Raw genomic sequence first — 19339 nt, 5'->3', positions numbered from 1 at the left:
TGCATCAGGGCCTGATAAGCCATACCATTTTCCCTGATGGTGCCGTCTCCGTCAGTGTGTGGTGTGAACATTTGAGGCTGACTGTGGCCGGTGTAGCAACCGAAGCATTGCCAAATACGTTCAGACACAGTGTCCAGGTCAGCAGGGCAATCGCTTTCTCCGGCTGCTGCATCAGTGCAGCCTGAACGGCGAGAGTGCGTTCGGACGACATTTTTGTCAGCAGGGGCACACTGATTTCATCGACGGGTTCTGGCTGCCGGTGATGAGTAACAGGAACAGCAGCTGCCAGCTCTGCAGGGTCAGGCTGCTCCCGTTTCATCACACCACGCTGTACATGTACCTCACCCTGGTACCAGGAGACCACAACTCCGCTCTCCGCTTTCTGTTCCGGCGACCAGCCCCGGACTCTGGCCGCGCATTCAATGGCAGCGACCTCGGATTCGGCGGCATCGTCATGTTCACCGTCCTGCGCCTGAATTTCCTCCAGTCGCTGCCGCTCCCTGTCTGTATATACCGAAGCTGGCGCATCCTGGATGCGGTAAATCTTCGCGTCATCACCATAGTGACTGATTGCACCCATACGCGCTGTACACCATCCCCAGCCCTCCGCTTCAAGAAACCCGTCAGCTACAGACTGAAGTTTCCCGAGCAATGCGGTATCGAGGACCAGCGCATCAACAAAACCACCCTGTTCATCACTGAACAGATCCGTTCTGATCTCACTGTGGCTGAATGCAGTGTCACCCACAAAGCGGAATTTATCGCAGTCTGTAGACACTTCCCCCGAGAGGATCAGCGAGCGGATTACGCGGACTTCCGGTACACCATTCCAGGCCGACTCGCAGGCTGCGTCAAAAACCCTCAGCTGATCGGAGTGCTCACTTACCAGCGCGAGCGCCTGGCAGTGCTCCGACGTGATTTCGTCTTTTGCCAGTGACTCAAGAATGGCAGGAGCCAGTCCGCCCAGCTTCAGCATGCGCTGAACATGGCGGGCACTGTATCCCAGCAGATCACCGATCTGTGCGGGTGTTTTCCCTTCTGCGGCGAGTTCCCGGAATCCCGTAATCTGGTCATACGGATGCATTTCTTTACGCCTGCCGTTTTCGGTCAGGGAGGCGACGCGCGCCAGCTCCCGTGGGATAACCTTGTAAGCAATCCATTCATGTTCCGGATCCACCTTACCTTCAGCAACCAGCAGCCCTATGGCTCTGGTACGCCCTCCCCCCGCAATAACTTCCAGACGCCCGTCGCAGCATTCAACTACGATCAGATTCTGCAGCAGGCCAACGGCCAGGATAGTGTCTGCATAACCCCGGATTTCCTCATCGGTATGCGGGATTCTGCGGGTGTTAATTTCCCCGACAAACAGCTGAGTGTACCGGGCATAGCGCACCTGCGTATTTTCAAGCGCGCTTACCAGTTCTTCAGAGACAACCTCATCTGCTTTTCTGCGTGTGTTTTTCTTCGCTGATTTTGAAAGTAACATTATTGAAACCTCAAAAGATGAATGGCGATCAGACCTTGGCGACGTGACCACGCCGCCAGGGATGCAGTTATCAGAACGGGATCCCGTCAAGTTCATCCTGTGACGGCCAGTCATCCTGCACATTCAGTGGCAGCGGTGCAGGCTGCACGGCAGCTTTTCTTCCCTTTCCACGCGTTTTCTTCCTGGCAGGTGTTGCCTGACCCGCAGGTTTTTGCGAAGCAGCTGCCTGGCTGGCCTTTTCATCGTTCTGGCTGTTCTCCCGGCGACCACCCAGCAGTTGCAGGGTACCGTTGTGCCCGATGATGACTTCAGTGGCATAACGGACAACACCATTGCTGTCTGACCAGTTGCGGGTGCGCAGCTGACCCTCCAGATAGATTTGAACTCCCTTACGCAGATACTCCCCGGCGATATCGGCCAGCTTTCCGAACACCACCACACGATGCCATTCGGTATGTTCCCGGACTTCTCCGCTCTGCTTATCACGCCAGGTTTCAGCGGTTGCCAGGGAAAGCTGGGCGACCGTAACGCCATTCGGCAGATAACGAATTTCAGGATCCTGCCCCAGGAAACCGACCAGAATCACTTTGTTAACTCCACGTACTGTCATGATGAATCTCCTTAATCAGATGCGCTTTCGTCTTTAAAACCCCATCATCCGTTGAGTTTCCGGAGCTGCGGTTTTGACGTTTTGCGGGTACCGGCTTTTCGGTTCCCTCTGGTACTGCCATCACCCGTTTGAGAACCTTCGCCGCAGGGGCGTAAACCGGCACCGGCGGAGGCAGACGTCCGGGGCGCGGGGAAAAAATTTTCCGGTCTGGAGCCTGCGTAATGCCGGACAATATTTTCAGCGCGTTCACTTCACCCTGGACGGCCACGACGACTGTGCCTGTATCAGCCCCGGCGACAGGGACTTAAACGGGGGAAAGGCTACGGAGGAAGAATGAGCAGGGACTCGCCGCAACGGCGTAAAGCGCAGGCGCGAAACGGCGTTGCACCTCACAGCCCGGCAGGATTATTGCCGGGATGCAGGGAGCGCAGGCAACGGCGCGACAGAGCGGCGCATCCGGCACGGATGCTGTTAGCGATTGGGTTGGTCAGTAATGAATAAAAGGCATATTTCTGATGAAGGACTGCTACAGCCCGATTAATCAGTGATCGTCACAGTCAGATGGGGGAGTTTTCCTGGCTGCAAAATAAAATAAGGTGGAGGGATTGACCAGGCATTCAGATTAACAGCTGGCATAATCCATTAACTCACTGAATACACTCATTTAAACAATTTTGTTAAGTAAGCATGTGTGAGCTATGCTCAGATTGATTCTTTGGAGTTTTTACACATTACGTCTGGCCGGATGATTAACCAGACGTAGAGTTATTCTAAGAAAAGTGTACGCCACCACTCAGCTAACGAAGCCATAATGGAGGAGTAACAGGATGAATCATTTGGTTGAGACGATAGCGGATTTACTCAGCTACATGCCTCTGATTGGGGGAACTAAAAAAGATAAGAAATCCTCCAGGAACAGGATATCCGATCTTGAGTACAAGCCAGTCTGCAGAGTATCTGAGAACAAGAGCAATGATAAAAATCCTCTGCGCAAGCAGCAATTACCGGGAGCTGAATGAGATACATCCCGCATAAGCGGAAACACGTCACTTTCCCGTTCTTCAGGTGATGCTGTTCAGTCATTAGCATATTCAACATTCTTTAACTCAGAGCAATGCGGCATGCCGAAATACTGTCTATCTGGGTCTGCAGCAATGTGAAACGGTACCAGCACAGTACCCGAACCAATCTGCACGCTGTTCGGGTCCACATAGATTTCAGAGGATAAAATCTGGTATTTACCGTAAAACTGTCGATCAGTCCGCGTAACGTCAGCTATAACAGCATCTGCTGCCTGCCGACGAGTCAGGACTTTGCATGCTTTAAGGTCAGACTGCAATCTCAGCTGTACATCGACATAGAGTGAAACACCCCCAATTATCAATAACAACGCTATTCCTGAGCACACCATCAGCAATTTTTTCATATATACGTACATTTCAAGCTCAATGCCTGAGGCAGGGTAAGGGGAAGTATTAATAATTGGTTGCCAGCGTATCTCTCGCAACCAAATTCAGCTGCAGTCAGCATCCCCACGATTGTGAGATTATCAATAATCGCCTTTATGCCAGTCCGTATACCTTCGGGCACCACCGCCATAATAGGTTTCGCGTGGTGCTGTGGTTAGCTCAGCACCGTATCATAAGCGCTCGACAAGTTCCGAATTAGAGATAAACAGGCGACCAAACGCCACCGCATCTCCTTCTCGCTACGGCATTTGATGAGCAGGGCCAACTGGATTTGGCATCCATTGAACGTCTGGTCAAATTTCTACTGCAACAAGGGATTGATGGCATGACGCTGTTTGGCTATGCCTTAACTCAGGATGAGAAGCAGACATTGTTTCATTGCGTCAAAACACAAGTGGGTGATTTGCCGTTGGTGGCGGCGGCTGGCGGTGCTTCATCTGCCGTCGCCATTGAAGAGATCAACCGAGTACAGCGCTGGGGAGCGCAGGTGGCGATGGTTAATCCCCCCTCGGTGGTGAAGCCTGGCCCGGAGGAGATTTATCATTTCTGGCGCGACATTTGCCATGCCTGCGATATCGACATCATGATTCAGGATGCGCCTTTGATGACCGGCGTTAACATCCCCGTACCGACGCTGGTGCGTTTGTGCCAGGACTTCCCCGCCATCAAGTACATTAAAGTGGAACAACCGCCCACCACACTGAAAATCACCGCGCTAAAGCAGGCGCCTGGAGACAGTGTCGGTCTGTTTGGCGGCCTGAACGCGGGATTCTTATTTGAAGAGTTATGTCGTGGCGTGACGGGCACTATGCCAGCTTGCGAGTTTCCTGATGTGATCAATGCGATCCTGGCGGCCTGGCAGCAGAATCGTCAGGAAGCACAGGCGCTGTTTTATCGTTATCTTCCTTTCCTGCGCTACGGCGTACAGCCGGGGATCGGCGTCGCCATTCATAAAGCGGTGCTGCATCAGGCAGGGATTTTCGCCAGCGATTACGTGCGTGAACCCGCGAAAGGTCTGAATGACACCACGCGCAAGGAATTACAGGAACTGACGGATTTCCTGCCGCTGGCCGTGCTGGGAGGTCGCCCATGAACTACATCGCGGTGGACTGGGGCACCAGTAATTTCCGCGCATTAAGCGTGCGTGATGGAGTGGTCATTAAAGCGGTGCAAGACAGTTGCGGCGTTGGCAAATGTCAACGCGACGAGCTGCCTGGGATTTTACAACAGCAACTGATTCGGATTGATGAGGCTTACGATGAACAATTGCCGGTGCTGCTGTGCGGCATGATTGGCAGCAATATCGGTATTTCCGCCGCAAAATTGTCCTGCCCGCATATCTGTCAATGGGCTCGATGATCTGCTGTTGCCACGCGCGGAACCTTGCACGCGGGTTGGTTTCAGTCACGTTTTGAACGCGTCGGCATCCGCGTGATTACGCCTGAAGGCGATGAACGGGTGCTCGCCTGTACTGAAATTCCCCCGACACTGAAAACATCCAGTCGGTGCATTACCCCATGCCATCGACCCGACCGCTGCGCTCGCCAGAGCATGTGTCAAATTATGGCAGATCGCTCCTCAGTGAGACTGGTCATGTTGTTGGGGGAGCAACAGCTGAAGTGTGCCGCGCCGTCGCCGTTAATCGCTGTAGCACTAGCGCCAGTAATCCATCCAGCGTAGGCGTCGACACACCGGCCGCACGTGCCATCTGTTGAACTGAAATCAATTGAGCATCAATCTCCAGCGGTCGGGCTGCAAGAAGGTCCTGTAACATGGAAGGTGCATGCAAACTTTGGGATAAATTTAACAGCACATCTTCTTCATCCGGGGGCAATCTCACATCATAAGCAGCAGCAATCGCCACCACTTCGGCAAGCACTTGCCGCGCAAGCAGCCGCAATGTTTGATTCTTCATGATGTCTGCGGGCAGGGAAAGCGTCAGCGTGGTCAACAACGAACTTGTCATATTGATGCGCAATTTACGCCAAACTTCAAAGCGGATATCAGGTACCACAGTCACAGGCAAGGCGGGAGACAGCATACTCTGTAATTTGAGTAATCGCGCACTCACGTCCCCGCCTGGTTCGCCCAAATAGTAGCACGCAGCTTCCCCGTGTTGTTTGACCACACCAGGGGAAACCAACTGACTGGGGCAATGAATGATACATCCCACCGTGCGCGGCAAACCGATGTAACGCGCCAACACACCATGTGGGTCCAAATCTATGTCGGCGACTGACACGTTCTGTCCACTGAAGTACCACCAGGGAAGTCCATTTTGCGCAAAGATCACCGGGGTGTCTTGCGCCAGTAAAGCCCGCATGGACAACGCTGATGCCGCCACAGTATGGGCTTTTAGTGTACAGATAACCACATCCTGTACCCCCAGCTCCGCCGCATTATCACTGGCAGTGACGTCTACGGTGAAGGTGTCATACCCTGCGCTATATTGCAGCCCATGTTCGCGAATCGCCTGCAAGTGCGCGCCCCGGGCAATGACGCTCACCTGGTGTCCCGCACGCGCTAACTTCGCTGCCATGACGCTGCCTACCGCACCCGCTCCGTAAATCGCAATTTTCGCCATATTCGCCATCCTGCGTATTATTAATGAACGCGAGGGTAGATATTCAGACAACGAGGCGAAAATGATTTAACCAGATAAGAAAAGTCATAATAAGCAATATAGAATTTATGTTTAGCAAAACTGGTGAAATCATTCTTATTAACTGGCCACCATTACCTGTCGTGCATTATAAACGTGCAATTCACCACATCATTTTTAACTCTTCTCAAATTAACACTATAAATTGAGCCACTAAAGCATACAGTTATGGGAATCCCTAACAATCCCACTACTGAAATAACAAGATAAATTAACCTCACTGACTGAAAGCTATAATATGAAAAAAGAATACCGATCTTGTTATTTACTTCTGAATTTTACCACCGGCTAGACTGACGCCTGTAAAAGTCAATTAATAAAAAACTCACCTGGTTATCACTTCATCGTATAAGGAGCATCCCGCCTATGTCGCGGTTGTATAAAGTTTTCATTGCCTCTCTGCTTTTGCTGGGAGTTATCTCAGACACGACCTCTGCTGCAGATCCTGCCGCCACGCCGGTCAGAGGGGGAACGCTGATTGTGGCTATCGATCCTGAACCCAGTACGTTAACAGCCACCTTTAATAACCAATATGCCAACCGTACCATCTCCGCCAATATTTTTGATGGTCTGCTGACCTACGATGATAATTATCAACCTCAGCCGAACCTGGCAGAATCATGGTCGGTTGCACCGGATGGGAAGTCCATCACATTTAAATTACGCCACGATGTGAAATGGCATGATGGCCAGCCCTTTACCTCTAAAGATGTGCGTTATTCTGCGCTGGAAGTATGGAAGAAAGTGCACTCCCGCGGCCGTTCCACATTCGCAACCTTAACCGATGTGGAAACCCCGGATAACTGGACGGCGATATTCCGCCTTAGCGCACCATCGCAAGTGATTCTCAATGCCTTCGATGGCGCTGAGTCTCAGGTTTTACCGGAACATATCTTTGCCGGCAAAGATATTCGTACCAACCCCGCCAGCGCAGCCCCAATTGGCACCGGGCCGTTTAAATTCAGCAAGTGGGTCCGTGGACAATATGTTGAACTGGTGCGCAATCCGGATTACTGGCAGCAAGGTAAACCTTATCTCGATCGCATTATTTATCGTTTTATTCCGGATGCTTCAGCACGCAGTGCGGCACTGGAATCTGGCGAAGTGCAGTACATCCCGTTTGCCGGTATTCCCTTTGCCGATATCAGCCGCCTGAAACAAAATCCCCAACTGGCGTTCGATTCACGAGGTTACTCCTATGCGGCGCAAACCTATTTTCTTGCCTTCAACTTACGCAACAAATATCTGGCACAGCAGAAAGTCCGTCAGGCGTTTGCCCACGCGATTGACCGTCAACGTCTGATCGATACCGTCTGGTATGGGCAGAGTAAACCAGAATATAGCGTCATCCCTGCCTCACTGACGCGTTACTTCACCAACGATATTCCTCATTACGACTACGACATCGCCAAAGGCAACCAGCTGCTGGACGAAGCCGGCTTCAAAAAAGGACCTGATGGTTCCCGCTTTACCTTACGCCTTTACTCGGACCCGGCTTCGAGCCAGGCGTTGCTGGTTGGCGAGTTTTTGCGGCAGTCGTTAAGCAAACTTGGCATCACGCTGAAATACATTCCGCTGGATAACGCCACCTTTACCAAACGGATCTACACCGATTATGACTTCGACGTGGTCTTCCAGGGCTGGGGTATCATGCTCGATCCACAAATGGGACTGACCCGCGTCTATGATTCCAGCGCCCAGCAAGCGGGTGTGCCTTATGCCAACGCCTTTGCCTACAGCAATCCGCAGATGGACGACATCATTCACCGCTACCAACGTGAGGTTGACCCGCAAAAACGCATAGAGGAGTTCCATGAGTTCCAGCGTCTGGCGCTGACCGACCTGCCTTTAATCCCGGTGATGCAAGCTCCGTTCTTTACTGCTTATAACCGCAAACTGCACGGCATTGATTTCTCACCAGCGGGTGCGCATGCCGGCTTCCGCAACGCCTGGCTCGCGCCCTAATCTTAACGGAGGACTCTATGTCTGAATTAGCACTTGAACCCGTATCCCGCAACAGCGTCAGCGATGCCGAATGGCAGGCACGTATTGATCTTGCCGCTGCACACCATTTTTCCCACCGTAACGGTTTCAGCCAGGGCATTTACAACCACCTTACCCTGACCGTGCCCGATGAACAGGCGTTCCTGCTGCTCCCATTTGGCCTGCACTGGACCGAGGCCACTGCCAGCGTATTTCTGAAGATTGGCTATGACGGTCAGCTGCTGGCGGGTGGCGGGCAGATTCAGCGTTCGGCCTACTGCATCCATGCGCCGATTCATGCATTTGCACCGAAACATGCCGCGGTATTCCACACACATATGCCTTACGCCAGCGCGATTGCCCGCCTGGCGGATCAGCGCTTACTGATTACCGGCCAGGCAGAAGCGTTACTCAGTGACGATATCGCCTATGACAATGACTATCAGGCACTCGCACGCGATCCGGCAGAAGGTGAACGCCTGGCCGAGTTACTGCAACTGAAATCAATTCTGTTTATGGCAAATCATGGTGTGGTAGTGACCGGAGAAGATGCCGCAGAGGCATGGGATCGTCTCTATGCCCTTGAATATGCCTGCCAGGTTCAGCTCTATGCGCGCTGGACCGGTGAACCACTGCGTGAATTGACACCAGAATTACGTGAAAAAGTGCGCCATCAAATCACCCGTACACCGCTGCACGATGCCGCAACCAGCCGTTATTTGCCAGGCCATACGCTGCATTTCAACGCCCTGAAACGCCTGCTGGATCGTGACAGCGTTACCTATCGTGATTAATTGCCTGCGGAGAGCAATATGACCTTAGAATCAAGCACCGAACACCCCGGGCATTTTGATTTTGCCGTGGTGACCCGTGATTCCACTCACACCCTGGTTTCCGCCGCAAAATCACTGACAGCCACGCTGGCCGCGGGTGCATCCGAGCGTGATTTGCAACGCATCCTGCCGTTTGATGAGATGGAATGGGTACGTAAAGCGGGCATCACCGCCGCGCGAGTCCCCGCAGCATGGAACGGACCGGAACTGCCGTGGCGGGATCTCGCTCAAGTGATGATCGCACTGGCTGAAGGCGACCCCAATATCGCCCAGGCGCTCATCCCGCACTTCACTTCGGTGGAACGTCTGCGACTCAATGGTAATGCACAGCAACAAAGCCGTTATTTTCATGGCCTGCGTCACGGTGACATTATCAGTGGCGCAACGGGCGAACTGGGCGGCAAGTTTGTTACCGACATGACCACCCGACTGGTGTCCACAGAAAAGGGACTGCGTTTACGCGGTAAAAAATTTTACAGTACGGGTGGCCTGCTGGCTGACCGGTTGCGCGTTACTGCCAAAGATGACGATGGCAATACGGTCTCCGTACTGATCCCGCGTCAACGCGCGGGCATCGTGCAACATGACGACTGGGATGGTATGGGGCAGCGTCTCACCGCCAGTGGCACCACCGAATTTAACGATGTGCTGGTCCATCCTGAAGAAGTGATGTTCTACAGCAGCGCCCTGAACAAACGCCGCAATTACCAGCCCGCCGCCACCCAGATGCTGCACTCCACTATCGAAGTCGGTATTACCTTTGCGGTTCTACAGGATGCAATTGGCTGGGCACAGCGCGGTGCCCGTCCCCGCCCGGACTCGGGTGTTGAGCGATCCACCGATGACTGGTACGTGCAGCACATTATCGGCAACATCGCCGCCCATGCGCACGCGGCTGAAGCCACTCTGCTGCGTGCAGCGGGTAAAGTGGATGAAGCAGTGAATGCCTGGTACAGCGAGGTGAAGGGTGCAGAACTGGAATCCACGCTGATTGCCGCTTCCATCGCCACCGCAGAGGCCAAAATCATCTGTAACAGCGCGGCGCTGAAAGCTGCCGAGTTGATTTACGATGTCGGCGGATCTTCCGCCACACTGCGCCGCAATAATTTTGACCGTCACTGGCGCAATGCACGCACCCACACCACGCACGATCCGATCAACCATCGTTATCGGGTCGTCGGCCGCTTTTATCTTGACCAGACGCCTCCTCCCATCACCATGTATGACTAATCGGAAACAGATTATGAGCAGCTCACGCCCTGCCCAGATGCACCTGGGCGCTTTTTTACAGGATGCCGGTCATCATATTGCCGCCTGGCGGCATCCCGACGCACCAGTGGGTGCCGGGATGAATTTTGACCATTTTCACCATCTGGCAAGCCGTGCTGAAACAGCAAAATTCGATATGGTGTTCCTCGGCGATCAGATGACGTTTCAGTATGAAGAAGATGAAACGCTGGGCCGTACCTCGCGCACGGTGAATTTTGAACCGCTTACGTTGCTGTCGGCGCTGGCAACGAGTACCCAACATATCGGGCTGATCGCCACCGCCTCCACCAGCTACAACGAGCCTTACCATGTGGCACGCAAGTTTTCCTCGCTGGATCACATCAGCAATGGTCGTGCCGGCTGGAATATCGTTACCAGCTGGACCGGTGGTGAAGCACGTAATTTTAACCGTGCAGAGGTGATGGAGCATGGCCTGCGCTACCGCCGTGCGCAGGAGTTCGTTGAGGTGGTAAAAGGCCTGTGGGATACCTGGGATGCAGATGCATTACTTGACGATCGCCAGCAAGGTAAGTTCTTCGATCCTGAGCGCCTGCATATCCTCGACCATCAGGGCGAATTTTTCCAGGTACGCGGCCCACTGACCATTGCCCGTGCGCCCCAGGGCTACCCGGTATTGGTGCAGGCTGGCTCCTCAGCAGATGGACAGTCGCTTGCTGCCCGCCATGCCGAGGTGATTTTCACCGCCCAGCGCAACCTGACGGATGCGCAACACTTCTATCGCACGGTAAAAAGCCAGTTAGAGGGTTGGGGACGCGAGCCTGATAGCCTGAAAATCATGCCCGGAATTTTCCCGGTGGTGGGGAAAAATGCCGCCGAGGCACGGGAAAAATTCGAACGCCTGCAGGCACTGGTCAGCCCGGAAATCGGCTGGCCAGTGCTGGCACGTCATCTGGGTGGCTTCGATCTCTCCGGTTACTCACCGGATGATCCGGTACCGGAACTGCCGTTAACCCAGGGGAACCAAAGCCGCCAGGCACTGTTGCTGAAGTTTGCCCATGAAGAGAACCTCACCATTCGCCAGTTGTATTGGCACGTTACCGGCACGCGCGGTCACTGGGCAGTGTTCGGCAGCCCGGAAGAAATTGCTGATGTGCTGGAGGAGTGGTTCACCGCCGGTGCGGCTGATGGCTTCAATATTATGGCCCCCTGGTTACCGGGCGGGCTGGAAGAGTTTATCGATCACGTGGTGCCGATATTGCAACGCCGTGGTCTGTTTCGCACGGCGTATCAGGGAAGCACGCTGCGTGACCATCTTGGCCTGGCTACCCCCGTGCGCGAGGTGCCATGATGAGCCGCACTCTGCATCTCGGCGTGTTTGTTGAAACCACAGGGCGCCACCTGGCCGGATGGCGACACCCGGACGTTGACCCTCATGCGCCGATGCGTTTTGACCATTACCGGAAAGTGATAGAAATCGCTGAACGCGGGCTGTTCGATCTGTTTTTTCTCGCCGATGGGCTGGCAGTGCGTGACCGGGCGGCTGAAAAATTGGGCCGTACCCCCAAAGCGCACTTTGAGCCGCTAACGTTACTTTCCGCCCTCGCCCCGCTGACACAACATATTGGGCTGATCGCGACGGCCTCCACCACCTTCAATGAACCCTGGCATCTGGCACGCAAGTTCGCCTCGCTGGATCATCTCAGTGAGGGGCGTGCGGGATGGAATATCGTCACATCATCGAGCCAGGCGGAAGCCGATAACTTCTCAATGGTGGAGATCCCCACATCCGAGGCGCGCTATGAACGCGCTGCTGAGTTTGTCGGTCTGGTGCGCGCCTTATGGGACAGCTGGGACGACGACGCTATCGTCGCCGATCAACAGGATGGGCGCTATTTTCTGCCCGAACGGTTGCATACTGTTGATCATCAGAGTGACTTCTTTTGCGTGCGCGGGCCGTTAACGGTGTCACGCTCACCTCAGGGGCACCCGCTGCTGGTGCAGGCCGGATCCTCAGCACAGGGCATTGCGCTGGGTGCACGCTACGGCGAAGTGATCTACACCGCGCAAACCACCCGGAGTGATGCGCAGGCGTTTTATGAGTTGATTAAGGGGCTGGCGCAGGAAGCCGGACGGCGTGCCGATGATTTACGTATCCTGCCTGGCTTGTTTCCGGTGGTGGCCCCGAGTCGCAGTGAGGCGGAGGAGAAATTTGAGCAACTGCAATCGCTGCTGCACCCTGAAGTCGGGCTGGCGCAACTGGAGCATCACCTCGGCGGGGTATCACTGGCGGGGCATGATATTGATGGCCCTCTGCCGGAACTTCCGCCTGGCAAAGAGTTCACCAGCCGTGCTGAGTTGCTGATTAGAATTGCACGTCGCGACCATCTCACCATTCGCCAGCTGTACCAGCAGGTCGGCGTGGCGCGTGGTCATACATTGCTGGTGGGGACACCCGCGGACATTGCTGACTTCATGGTGGACTGGTTTGAAACAGGCGCGGCGGATGGTTTTAACATCATGCCGGGCTGGTTACCCGGTGGACTGGAAGATTTTGTCTCCCTGGTAGTCCCTGAATTGCAGAAGCGCGGGGTCTATCGCACCGTATATCAGGGCAACACCTTACGTGAACGGATGGGGTTAGCCCGTCCTGCCAGTCGTTATGCAAAGGGGAATGTCGCGTGACTACACAGATACCCATTTTAAGCGCCGAGGAGGCGATTCAGGCCGCAGAGACGTTCCGCACGCAGCTTGCTGCCAGCAGCAACCGCCGCGATCGTCAGCGTTTACTGCCGTTTGATGAGATCGAACAACTGAAGCGCAGCGGCCTGCTGGCGATCCGTGTACCTAAAGCTTACGGTGGCGCGGAATTGGATCTGCAAACTTTCAGCCATGTGCTGTGGCTCCTTGCGGCGGGTGATCCCAATATCGCCCAGGCGGTCGCGCCGCAATTCACCAACCTGGAAAAGTTGCGTTTGTATGGCTCCCCGGCGCAGCAGCAACGCTATTTCACGCAGGTGCTGGCAGGCAGCCTGATGAGCAATGCCGCCGCCGAAAAAGGCGGTAATCACATTGGGGATGTGCAGACACGTTTGTTGCGCACGCCGCACGGTTGGCGCCTGCAAGGCAAAAAAGCCTACAGCACCGGTAGTCTCTACTCCTCAGTCATTTTGGTCACCGCATTGCATCCCGATGGCGGGCGTGCCGCGGTATTTGTGCCCAACGATCGTCAGGGCGTACGCGTGCTTGACGACTGGGATGGTATGGGGCAACGCACAACGGCCAGCGGCACCACCGAATATGATGATGTGGTGATTGAAGATGAGGAGATTTTACCAATCCCGGCGTTTGGCCAGCGGCGTACCCATGAAGGCGGCTTTGCCCAATTGATTCACTGCGCTATCGATGCAGGGATCGCCGAGGCAGCACTGGCCGAGGGCTGCCGTTATGGTCGCGAACATGCCAGGGTGCTACGTGAAAGCGGCGTGGAGTCTGCCACTCAGGACCCCTATGTGCTGCATACCGTCGGCGAGATGGCAATCATTACCCACAGCGCCCAGGCGCTACTGGAACGCGGTGCCCGTTTGCTCGACCGCGCCCTGCCCGGCAGCTTTGCCCCCACACCGGAGGCAGACCGCTGGCTGGCTGAAGCGTCAATTGCCATCGCCGAAGCCAAATACGCCACCACTCACGCCTCGTTGCAGGTCAGCGAGATGCTGTTTCGTCTTGGCGGTGCTTCTGCGACAACCGCAGGCCATAACCTTGATCGTCACTGGCGTAATGCGCGTACTCATACCACCCACGATCCCGTTTCCTATAAGGCGCGTGCCGTGGGTGACTTTTATCTCAATGGCTCGTTGCCCCCCATCAACACGAAAATATAAGGTCGGATGGTTATGGATTTACAGCTTAACAATAAAGTGGTCGTCGTTACCGGCGGCAGCAAAGGTATCGGGTTGGCTGTCGCGCGGCGTTTTCTCGATGAAGGCGCCAGAGTTATCCTGATTTCCCGCAATGAACAGAACCTTGCTTCAGCACGTGCCAGTCTCAATGTCAGTGAGGAGCGCCTGCATACGTTACCTGCTGACCTGCGTGATGCTCAGCAGGCAATTGCGGTGATTGATGCGGCGGCGGCCCGGTGGGGAGAAATCGATGTGCTGGTGAATAGCGCTGGCGATGCACAACGCCGTGCGCCGGAAGAGCTCGACAGCGCTGCCTGGCATGCAGCGCTGGACGCTAAATACTTCACCTACATCCACACTCAGGATGCGGTGCTGGCGCGGTGGCGGCAGCGTGAGGTTGCACCACAGCAGGCACGTGGTGCCATTGTGAACATTGTCGGCACCGGGGGACGCGTACCCAACCCATCTCATGCGGCTGGCGGTGCCGCCAATGCCGCCTTACTGCTTTCAACGCTGGCGCTGGCGCAACATTACGCACGTTATGGTATTCGTATTAATGCGGTGAATCCGGGCTTCACCCTGACAGATCGCATCCATCGTTCCATTGAACATGAAGCAAAACGTCTGAATCTGACGCCGGATGAAGCGCTGGCACGCATGGAAGCCGATTTGCCGCTGGGACGTTTTGGTCAGCCGGAAGAGATTGCCGATGCGGTGCTGTTTCTCGCCAGCCAACGCGCCAGTTATGTGGTTGGCGCATTACTGAGTGTGGATGGCGGGCAGAAAGCGATTTTGTAATGGCTCCCGTCAGGCCGCTGGCTGCGCCTGACGGGGCTGAAAATGCGCCGCGTCGATCAACTGACGGGTGTAGGGATGTGCAGGTTCCGCCATTAACCGCATCGCCTCTCCCCGCTCAACCACCTCACCCTCACGCATCACCAGAATATGATGTGCCATCGCCGCCACCACAGCCACATCATGGGTGATGATCAGATAACTGAGTCCGCGATCGCGCTGAAGTTGTTGCAGCAACTGCACCACCTGTTTTTGCACAGTGACGTCAAGCGCACTGGTCGGTTCATCCAGCACCAGAATATCCGGCTCAACTATCAGAGCACGAGCAATGGCAATGCGTTGCCGTTGACCACCTGAAAACTCATGAGGATGTCGCTGTAGCAAATGCGGAAATTGTTGTTCTGGCAGCCCCACTTCCGCCAGTAACGCCAGAATACGTTCCCGCCTTGCCGTCGCAGATAACTCCGGATAGTGCAACCTTAACCCTTCGCCGATGATCTGTTCAATGGTGAGGCGGGGCGACAGCGATGAATAAGGATCCTGAAACACCGCCTGCACTTTCCGCCGGTGCATTTTATGCGCCTCTTTACCCGCCTTGCGTGCATTCTGCCATGAAGTACCATCCACCTGTAATGTCCCCTGGTGTTTGATCAAACCCAGCACTGCGTTAGCCAGTGACGTCTTGCCCGATCCGGATTCACCGATAATGCCGACAGTTTGCCCCTGTAACACCTCGAGACTGGCCTGTTTAACCGCGGTATGCCAGGCGGGCGTGAACCAGTTTCGCACCCCTTTCAGCATACGTGGATAGCGAATCTCCACATCACGGGCGTGAAGTCGTACTGCTGGCGTACCCGGATGCCGGATATCCACCAACCGTTCTGGACGGCTGCTGAGCAGTTTGCGGGTATAAGGATGAGCGGGAGAAAGAAACAGCCGTTCCGTCGGGGCATCTTCGACAATCACCCCCTTCTCCATTACCAGCACCCGATCGGCGAAACGACGAACCAAATGCAGGTCATGGCTAATCAGCAACACCGCCATACCGTTGCGTTGTTGCAGGTCCGCCAGCAGGTTCAGAATTTGCAGGCGTAATGTTGCATCCAGCGCGGTGGTTGGCTCATCGGCCAGCAGCAGGCGTGGTTCACCAGCCAGTGCCATCGCAATCATCACCCGTTGGCGTTGCCCGCCGGAGAGCTGATGCGGATAAGCGTGGGCGCGCTGCTCTGGTTGCGGAATGCCGGTATCGGCCAGTCGTGCCACCGCCTGAAACCACGCCTCGCGACGGTTCAACTGATGATGCAGACGGTAAACCTCGGCAATTTGTTCACCGACGGTTTTTAACGGGTTAAGCGCGGTCATCGGTTCCTGAAAGATCATCGCAATATCGCGACCGCTCAGGGTGCGTATATCCCTTTCAGCCAGTGCCAGCAGGTTGCGGCCCGCAAATTGCGCTTCACCGCTGATCTGCGCACCGGGGATGAGCCGCAATAAACTCATGGCGCTCAGGCTTTTTCCTGACCCCGATTCCCCTACCAGCGCCACTTTCTCATGGGGATTAAGCGTAAATGAAATCCCTCTGACCAACGGTTTGTCGCTGATGCTGATGCGGAGATCCCGGACATCTAATAAGCTCATGATCTTTCTCCTTATTAATCGATGCGCCAGCGCGCGATAGCGTTCATATCCAGTTCTACCCCCCACCCGACGCCGTCATGTAACGTCAGCTCTCCATCGGCAATGGCCAGCGGCGGGCTGACGACATCGCTGGCTAATTCATTCGTAACACTGCTGGTAAAGGGGGAAGGTATCAGCGGCTCTGCCCAGGCGGTGGCGAGATGAGCAACCGCCAGCGTCGAGATGCTGGTGGCGGGGTGATTGCCCGCGCGCACCCGCCATCCGGCACTGCTGGCGATGTGCCACAGCTGGCGCGTGTGCCAGATGCCACCATTTTTCGCCGTTTTGGTGTGAATGCCCTGTGCCACACGTTGCGGAATGGCCTGGAGTAAATCAGCGGGGGTCGTCACGCTCTCGTCCAGCAGCAATGGAATGGAGGTTCTGGATGCCAGATCCGCCAGACCGGCCCAGTCATGACTGGCGAGTGGCTGTTCTGCCGCCTCAATGGCGTAAGGTTCGATAGCCTGCAATAACCGCAATGCCTCGCTGAAGGACAACGCGGCATTGGCATCGATAAGGATCTGCGCATCATCACCGAGGGTATCGCGCAATGCCGCCACCGCCGCAATATCCCGACTGACGGATCGCCCGACTTTCAGACTGAAGTGTCGGTAGCCCTGGTCATAACGTAAGCGGGCCTCTTCCAGCGTCTCCGCCAGCTGATCGCGTAACGTCAGCACCGCACCGGTTGCTACCGTGGGGCGTGCACGGCCGCCCAGTAGCGCCCATACCGGCAGGTTCAGCATATGCCCCTGCGCATCATAGAGGGCATCCAGCAATGCCGCTTTAGCAGCGTAGCGCCCCGATAAGTGCTGATCAAAACGCCGGGCGATCGTGGCAATATCAAAGATTGATTGCCCCAGCATCAGCGGAATCAGCAGTGATTGCATCGCATCCACCAGACCCACCAGCGTTTCGTTACTGCCCTGCCGATGCCAGGCCTGAGTTTCACCTAACCCAATTATCCCGTCCTCGGTTTGCAGGCTGACAATCACAACGTCCACACTTTGACGCGCCACACCAGCGGCAATGTCATACGCCGATTTAAGCGGTATGCGTAAGGGATAGACTGTTACGCTGCGAATTAACGCATCGCGCCTCATTGCAGCGCCTCTTCAGCCTGTGCCTGCGGCAGCAAACGGCGGAAACCATGCAGGCCATCCTCATCAACCGCCGCAGGCAGGCCGGCTTCCCACGCAAGATAATCCGCGGAGGCCTGCAGATTTCCACTGTGTCTATCATGTAACCAGAACAGGTAATCTATACGTTCCGCTTCAGTAAGAGACAAAGGCTGTGCGGCAAATTGCCAGCCTGCGGCACGCCAGTCATCCTCATCGCCCTGAACCACTTTGGCATGCAATGCATAGCGGGAAATCAAATCCCAGGCCACCGCCCAGGCGAGCGAGCTTTGTCTGGCAAAAACCCACAACACCCGATCTTTCGGCAGCGTTGCCACATGTTGTGCCAGCGTGGCCCTGTTTACCCAGTACCCGCCTTGCAGCGTGGGTTTCGCCAGGTTTTTACTGCGATCGGCGAGCAAAATAATATCGCCAGGCTGATATTCTGCCTGCGCAGCACTGGCGGTGAGGCTGGCGACCGGCGGAAACAGAGCAGGCAAAGCCACAACTACAGCCGTGGGGGGCTGCACTCCTGCCGCATCAGTCAGGATGCTGACATCCCAGCCCAATTGATACAACCACCATGCGGCCACCTGCGCCCGGCTGTGTTGCGGATCAAACAAGACGATCCGCGCAGCGCGCGTGCCAACATGTTCATCCAGCGTCTGGATAAGTTGTCCGGCGGGTACCCACACCGCGCCTGGCCATGAGCCTTGCAGATATTCTTCTCTACTGCGTACATCAAACAGATAGGTGGTACGTGATGCATCTTTCTCTGGCTGCCAGTTATCCACCTGCTGGATAGCCGGATGATGCAATGACCTGCCACTGTCATTCACGCGCTCGCCGGGTCTCCAGGCACGGTTATCATTAAGCGTCAGCGGCAGGTGCGCAATACGCCAGGCCTGGGTGCCGCCAGCCAGTGCCAGCACCGGCTGCCGGATACCGGCATCAATCAGTGACTGGGCACCAATGATGCCGCGCGTACGTCCGGCGCAGGTGATGACAATCGGTAATGCGGGTTTAGCCGCATAAGCGCTTACCCAGGAGACCAGTTCACCATTGGGGCAATTGATTGCGCCGGGAATATGAAACTGCTGAAACTCTTCCGGAGTACGGCCATCCAGTAACAGATGAGGTTTATTCTGCTGCTGCCACTCAGCAAGGGTCTCAGCGTTTAAGGTTGGGGTATGCGCCTCGCGCTCTATCCATTCCGAAAAGGCTTTGCTGGGAACATTAACACCATGAAACAACGGATAACCAGCCTGTTGCCAGCCCTGTACGCCCCCTTGTGCGAGACGAATATCCTGATAGCCAAGTTGCTGCAGGCGTTGGGCTGCCGTGACAGCACGCTCATCACCGACTTCATCCTGAACAATAATCGGCGTGCTGAGCCGGGGAATCAGTTGCCCAACCCTGAATTCGAGTTCACTCCACGGCAGGTTCACTGCCAGCAACGCATGCCCGTTACCGTATTCCCCGGCTTCACGAATGTCGATAAATGCAACTTCCTCGCCACTGGCGAGTTGCTGACGGATAGCCAGTGGGTTGACCAGGATAAAAGCAGATGCTGACAT

Annotated in this window: 19 protein-coding genes and 1 pseudogene; 11 read left to right on the top strand and 9 right to left on the bottom strand. The window is 55.3% G+C overall.

All coding sequences use genetic code 11. The features are described from left to right. Nucleotides 1-4: 4 nt before the first annotated feature. The 3 genes from RCF31_RS26665 to RCF31_RS26655 all read right to left on the bottom strand — a co-directional run bounded on the left by RCF31_RS26665 (nt 5) and on the right by RCF31_RS26655 (nt 2346). Complete coding sequence (locus tag RCF31_RS26665) at nt 5-1486, bottom strand: ParB/RepB/Spo0J family partition protein (protein WP_416414332.1); 1482 nt, start codon at nt 1484-1486, stop codon at nt 5-7. A gap of 70 nt (nt 1487-1556) precedes the next feature. After that, complete coding sequence (ssb, locus tag RCF31_RS26660; RefSeq protein WP_416414331.1) at nt 1557-2096, bottom strand: single-stranded DNA-binding protein; 540 nt, start codon at nt 2094-2096, stop codon at nt 1557-1559. Continuing rightward, a complete protein-coding gene (locus RCF31_RS26655) occupies nt 2077-2346 on the bottom strand; it encodes a hypothetical protein (protein WP_416414330.1) in 270 nt (89 codons plus the stop codon). The genes ssb and RCF31_RS26655 overlap by 20 nt, the downstream gene beginning before the upstream one ends. Nucleotides 2347-2429: 83 nt before the next feature. Here RCF31_RS26655 and RCF31_RS26650 point away from each other — a divergent pair, with 83 nt between their 5' ends. Together RCF31_RS26650 and RCF31_RS26645 are read left to right on the top strand one after the other, a co-directional pair. Continuing rightward, nucleotides 2430-2597 carry a hypothetical protein gene (locus RCF31_RS26650; protein ID WP_416414329.1) on the top strand — a complete coding sequence of 56 codons (168 nt, stop codon included), beginning with the start codon at nt 2430-2432 and terminating at the stop codon, nt 2595-2597. Nucleotides 2598-2923: 326 nt separating this feature from the next. After that, complete coding sequence (locus tag RCF31_RS26645) at nt 2924-3115, top strand: hypothetical protein (RefSeq protein ID WP_416414328.1); 192 nt, start codon at nt 2924-2926, stop codon at nt 3113-3115. 56 nt (nt 3116-3171) lie between these two features. Here the strand turns inward: RCF31_RS26645 and RCF31_RS26640 are convergent, their stop codons facing one another. Next, complete coding sequence (locus RCF31_RS26640; protein WP_416414327.1) at nt 3172-3522, bottom strand: hypothetical protein; 351 nt, start codon at nt 3520-3522, stop codon at nt 3172-3174. 123 nt (nt 3523-3645) lie between these two features. Beyond that, nucleotides 3646-3795: pseudogene (locus tag RCF31_RS26635) on the bottom strand (alkene reductase); the annotation flags it as partial. A gap of 41 nt (nt 3796-3836) precedes the next feature. Here RCF31_RS26635 and RCF31_RS26630 point away from each other — a divergent pair. Continuing rightward, nucleotides 3837-4658, top strand: a complete 822-nt coding sequence (locus tag RCF31_RS26630) for a dihydrodipicolinate synthase family protein (protein WP_416414326.1) — start codon at nt 3837-3839, stop codon at nt 4656-4658. After that, nucleotides 4655-4924, top strand: coding sequence for a 2-dehydro-3-deoxygalactonokinase (locus tag RCF31_RS26625; RefSeq protein ID WP_416414325.1), 270 nt, complete (start codon nt 4655-4657; stop codon nt 4922-4924). The genes RCF31_RS26630 and RCF31_RS26625 overlap by 4 nt, the downstream gene beginning before the upstream one ends. A gap of 232 nt (nt 4925-5156) precedes the next feature. Here the strand turns inward: RCF31_RS26625 and RCF31_RS26620 are convergent, their stop codons facing one another. Next, a complete protein-coding gene (locus RCF31_RS26620; protein WP_416414324.1) occupies nt 5157-6149 on the bottom strand; it encodes a ketopantoate reductase family protein in 993 nt (330 codons plus the stop codon). 444 nt (nt 6150-6593) lie between these two features. Here RCF31_RS26620 and RCF31_RS26615 point away from each other — a divergent pair, with 444 nt between their 5' ends. Genes RCF31_RS26615 through RCF31_RS26585 form a run of 7 tightly spaced genes read left to right on the top strand, consistent with a single transcriptional unit; the run spans nt 6594 to nt 14970 of the window. After that, nucleotides 6594-8192, top strand: coding sequence for an ABC transporter substrate-binding protein (locus tag RCF31_RS26615; RefSeq protein ID WP_416414323.1), 1599 nt, complete (start codon nt 6594-6596; stop codon nt 8190-8192). A gap of 17 nt (nt 8193-8209) precedes the next feature. Next, nucleotides 8210-9004 carry a class II aldolase/adducin family protein gene (locus RCF31_RS26610; protein WP_416414322.1) on the top strand — a complete coding sequence of 265 codons (795 nt, stop codon included), beginning with the start codon at nt 8210-8212 and terminating at the stop codon, nt 9002-9004. Between the two features lie 18 nt (nt 9005-9022). Next, on the top strand, nt 9023-10273 hold the full coding sequence (locus tag RCF31_RS26605; RefSeq protein WP_416414321.1) for an acyl-CoA dehydrogenase family protein: 1251 nt from the start codon (nt 9023-9025) through the stop codon (nt 10271-10273). A 13-nt stretch (nt 10274-10286) separates the two neighbouring features. Beyond that, nucleotides 10287-11621: an LLM class flavin-dependent oxidoreductase gene (locus RCF31_RS26600; RefSeq protein WP_416414320.1), complete on the top strand. Its 1335-nt coding sequence runs from the start codon at nt 10287-10289 to the stop codon at nt 11619-11621. Beyond that, entirely contained in the window at nt 11618-12955 is a 1338-nt protein-coding gene (locus RCF31_RS26595) for an LLM class flavin-dependent oxidoreductase (RefSeq protein ID WP_416414319.1), read from the top strand. Before RCF31_RS26600 ends, RCF31_RS26595 begins: the two co-directional genes overlap by 4 nt. Next, entirely contained in the window at nt 12952-14154 is a 1203-nt protein-coding gene (locus RCF31_RS26590; protein ID WP_416414318.1) for an SfnB family sulfur acquisition oxidoreductase, read from the top strand. The genes RCF31_RS26595 and RCF31_RS26590 overlap by 4 nt, the downstream gene beginning before the upstream one ends. A gap of 12 nt (nt 14155-14166) precedes the next feature. Continuing rightward, nucleotides 14167-14970, top strand: a complete 804-nt coding sequence (locus RCF31_RS26585; protein WP_416414317.1) for an SDR family oxidoreductase — start codon at nt 14167-14169, stop codon at nt 14968-14970. A gap of 9 nt (nt 14971-14979) precedes the next feature. Here RCF31_RS26585 and RCF31_RS26580 read toward each other — a convergent pair whose 3' ends face one another. Genes RCF31_RS26580 through RCF31_RS26570 form a run of 3 tightly spaced genes read right to left on the bottom strand, consistent with a single transcriptional unit; the run spans nt 14980 to nt 19339 of the window. After that, the gene (locus RCF31_RS26580) at nt 14980-16605 is read right to left on the bottom strand and encodes an ABC transporter ATP-binding protein (protein ID WP_416414316.1); all 1626 of its coding nucleotides are present in this window, start codon (nt 16603-16605) and stop codon (nt 14980-14982) included. A gap of 14 nt (nt 16606-16619) precedes the next feature. Beyond that, on the bottom strand, nt 16620-17747 hold the full coding sequence (locus tag RCF31_RS26575; RefSeq protein WP_416414315.1) for a mandelate racemase/muconate lactonizing enzyme family protein: 1128 nt from the start codon (nt 17745-17747) through the stop codon (nt 16620-16622). Then, complete coding sequence (locus RCF31_RS26570; protein WP_416414314.1) at nt 17744-19339, bottom strand: rhodanese-like domain-containing protein; 1596 nt, start codon at nt 19337-19339, stop codon at nt 17744-17746. Before RCF31_RS26570 ends, RCF31_RS26575 begins: the two co-directional genes overlap by 4 nt.

The organism is Pantoea sp. App145 (genome assembly GCF_047947045.1).
Lineage (GTDB): Bacteria > Pseudomonadota > Gammaproteobacteria > Enterobacterales > Enterobacteriaceae > Pantoea.
This window is presented reverse-complemented; position numbering and strand designations above follow the sequence as displayed.

Bases quoted from the DNA above. Each gene is read 5' to 3' on its own strand.
- RCF31_RS26665 (WP_416414332.1), bottom strand. From the start codon at position 1,486: ATGTTACTTTCAAAATCAGCGAAGAAAAACACACGCAGAAAAGCAGAT.
- ssb (WP_416414331.1), bottom strand. From the start codon at position 2,096: ATGACAGTACGTGGAGTTAACAAAGTGATTCTGGTCGGTTTCCTGGGG.
- RCF31_RS26615 (WP_416414323.1), top strand. From the start codon at position 6,594: ATGTCGCGGTTGTATAAAGTTTTCATTGCCTCTCTGCTTTTGCTGGGA.
- RCF31_RS26585 (WP_416414317.1), top strand. From the start codon at position 14,167: ATGGATTTACAGCTTAACAATAAAGTGGTCGTCGTTACCGGCGGCAGC.
- RCF31_RS26605 (WP_416414321.1), top strand. From the start codon at position 9,023: ATGACCTTAGAATCAAGCACCGAACACCCCGGGCATTTTGATTTTGCC.
- RCF31_RS26645 (WP_416414328.1), top strand. From the start codon at position 2,924: ATGAATCATTTGGTTGAGACGATAGCGGATTTACTCAGCTACATGCCT.
- RCF31_RS26640 (WP_416414327.1), bottom strand. From the start codon at position 3,522: ATGAAAAAATTGCTGATGGTGTGCTCAGGAATAGCGTTGTTATTGATA.
- RCF31_RS26595 (WP_416414319.1), top strand. From the start codon at position 11,618: ATGATGAGCCGCACTCTGCATCTCGGCGTGTTTGTTGAAACCACAGGG.
- RCF31_RS26610 (WP_416414322.1), top strand. From the start codon at position 8,210: ATGTCTGAATTAGCACTTGAACCCGTATCCCGCAACAGCGTCAGCGAT.
- RCF31_RS26625 (WP_416414325.1), top strand. From the start codon at position 4,655: ATGAACTACATCGCGGTGGACTGGGGCACCAGTAATTTCCGCGCATTA.
- RCF31_RS26575 (WP_416414315.1), bottom strand. From the start codon at position 17,747: ATGAGGCGCGATGCGTTAATTCGCAGCGTAACAGTCTATCCCTTACGC.
- RCF31_RS26580 (WP_416414316.1), bottom strand. From the start codon at position 16,605: ATGAGCTTATTAGATGTCCGGGATCTCCGCATCAGCATCAGCGACAAA.
- RCF31_RS26620 (WP_416414324.1), bottom strand. From the start codon at position 6,149: ATGGCGAAAATTGCGATTTACGGAGCGGGTGCGGTAGGCAGCGTCATG.
- RCF31_RS26650 (WP_416414329.1), top strand. From the start codon at position 2,430: ATGAGCAGGGACTCGCCGCAACGGCGTAAAGCGCAGGCGCGAAACGGC.
- RCF31_RS26570 (WP_416414314.1), bottom strand. From the start codon at position 19,339: ATGTCAGCATCTGCTTTTATCCTGGTCAACCCACTGGCTATCCGTCAG.
- RCF31_RS26600 (WP_416414320.1), top strand. From the start codon at position 10,287: ATGAGCAGCTCACGCCCTGCCCAGATGCACCTGGGCGCTTTTTTACAG.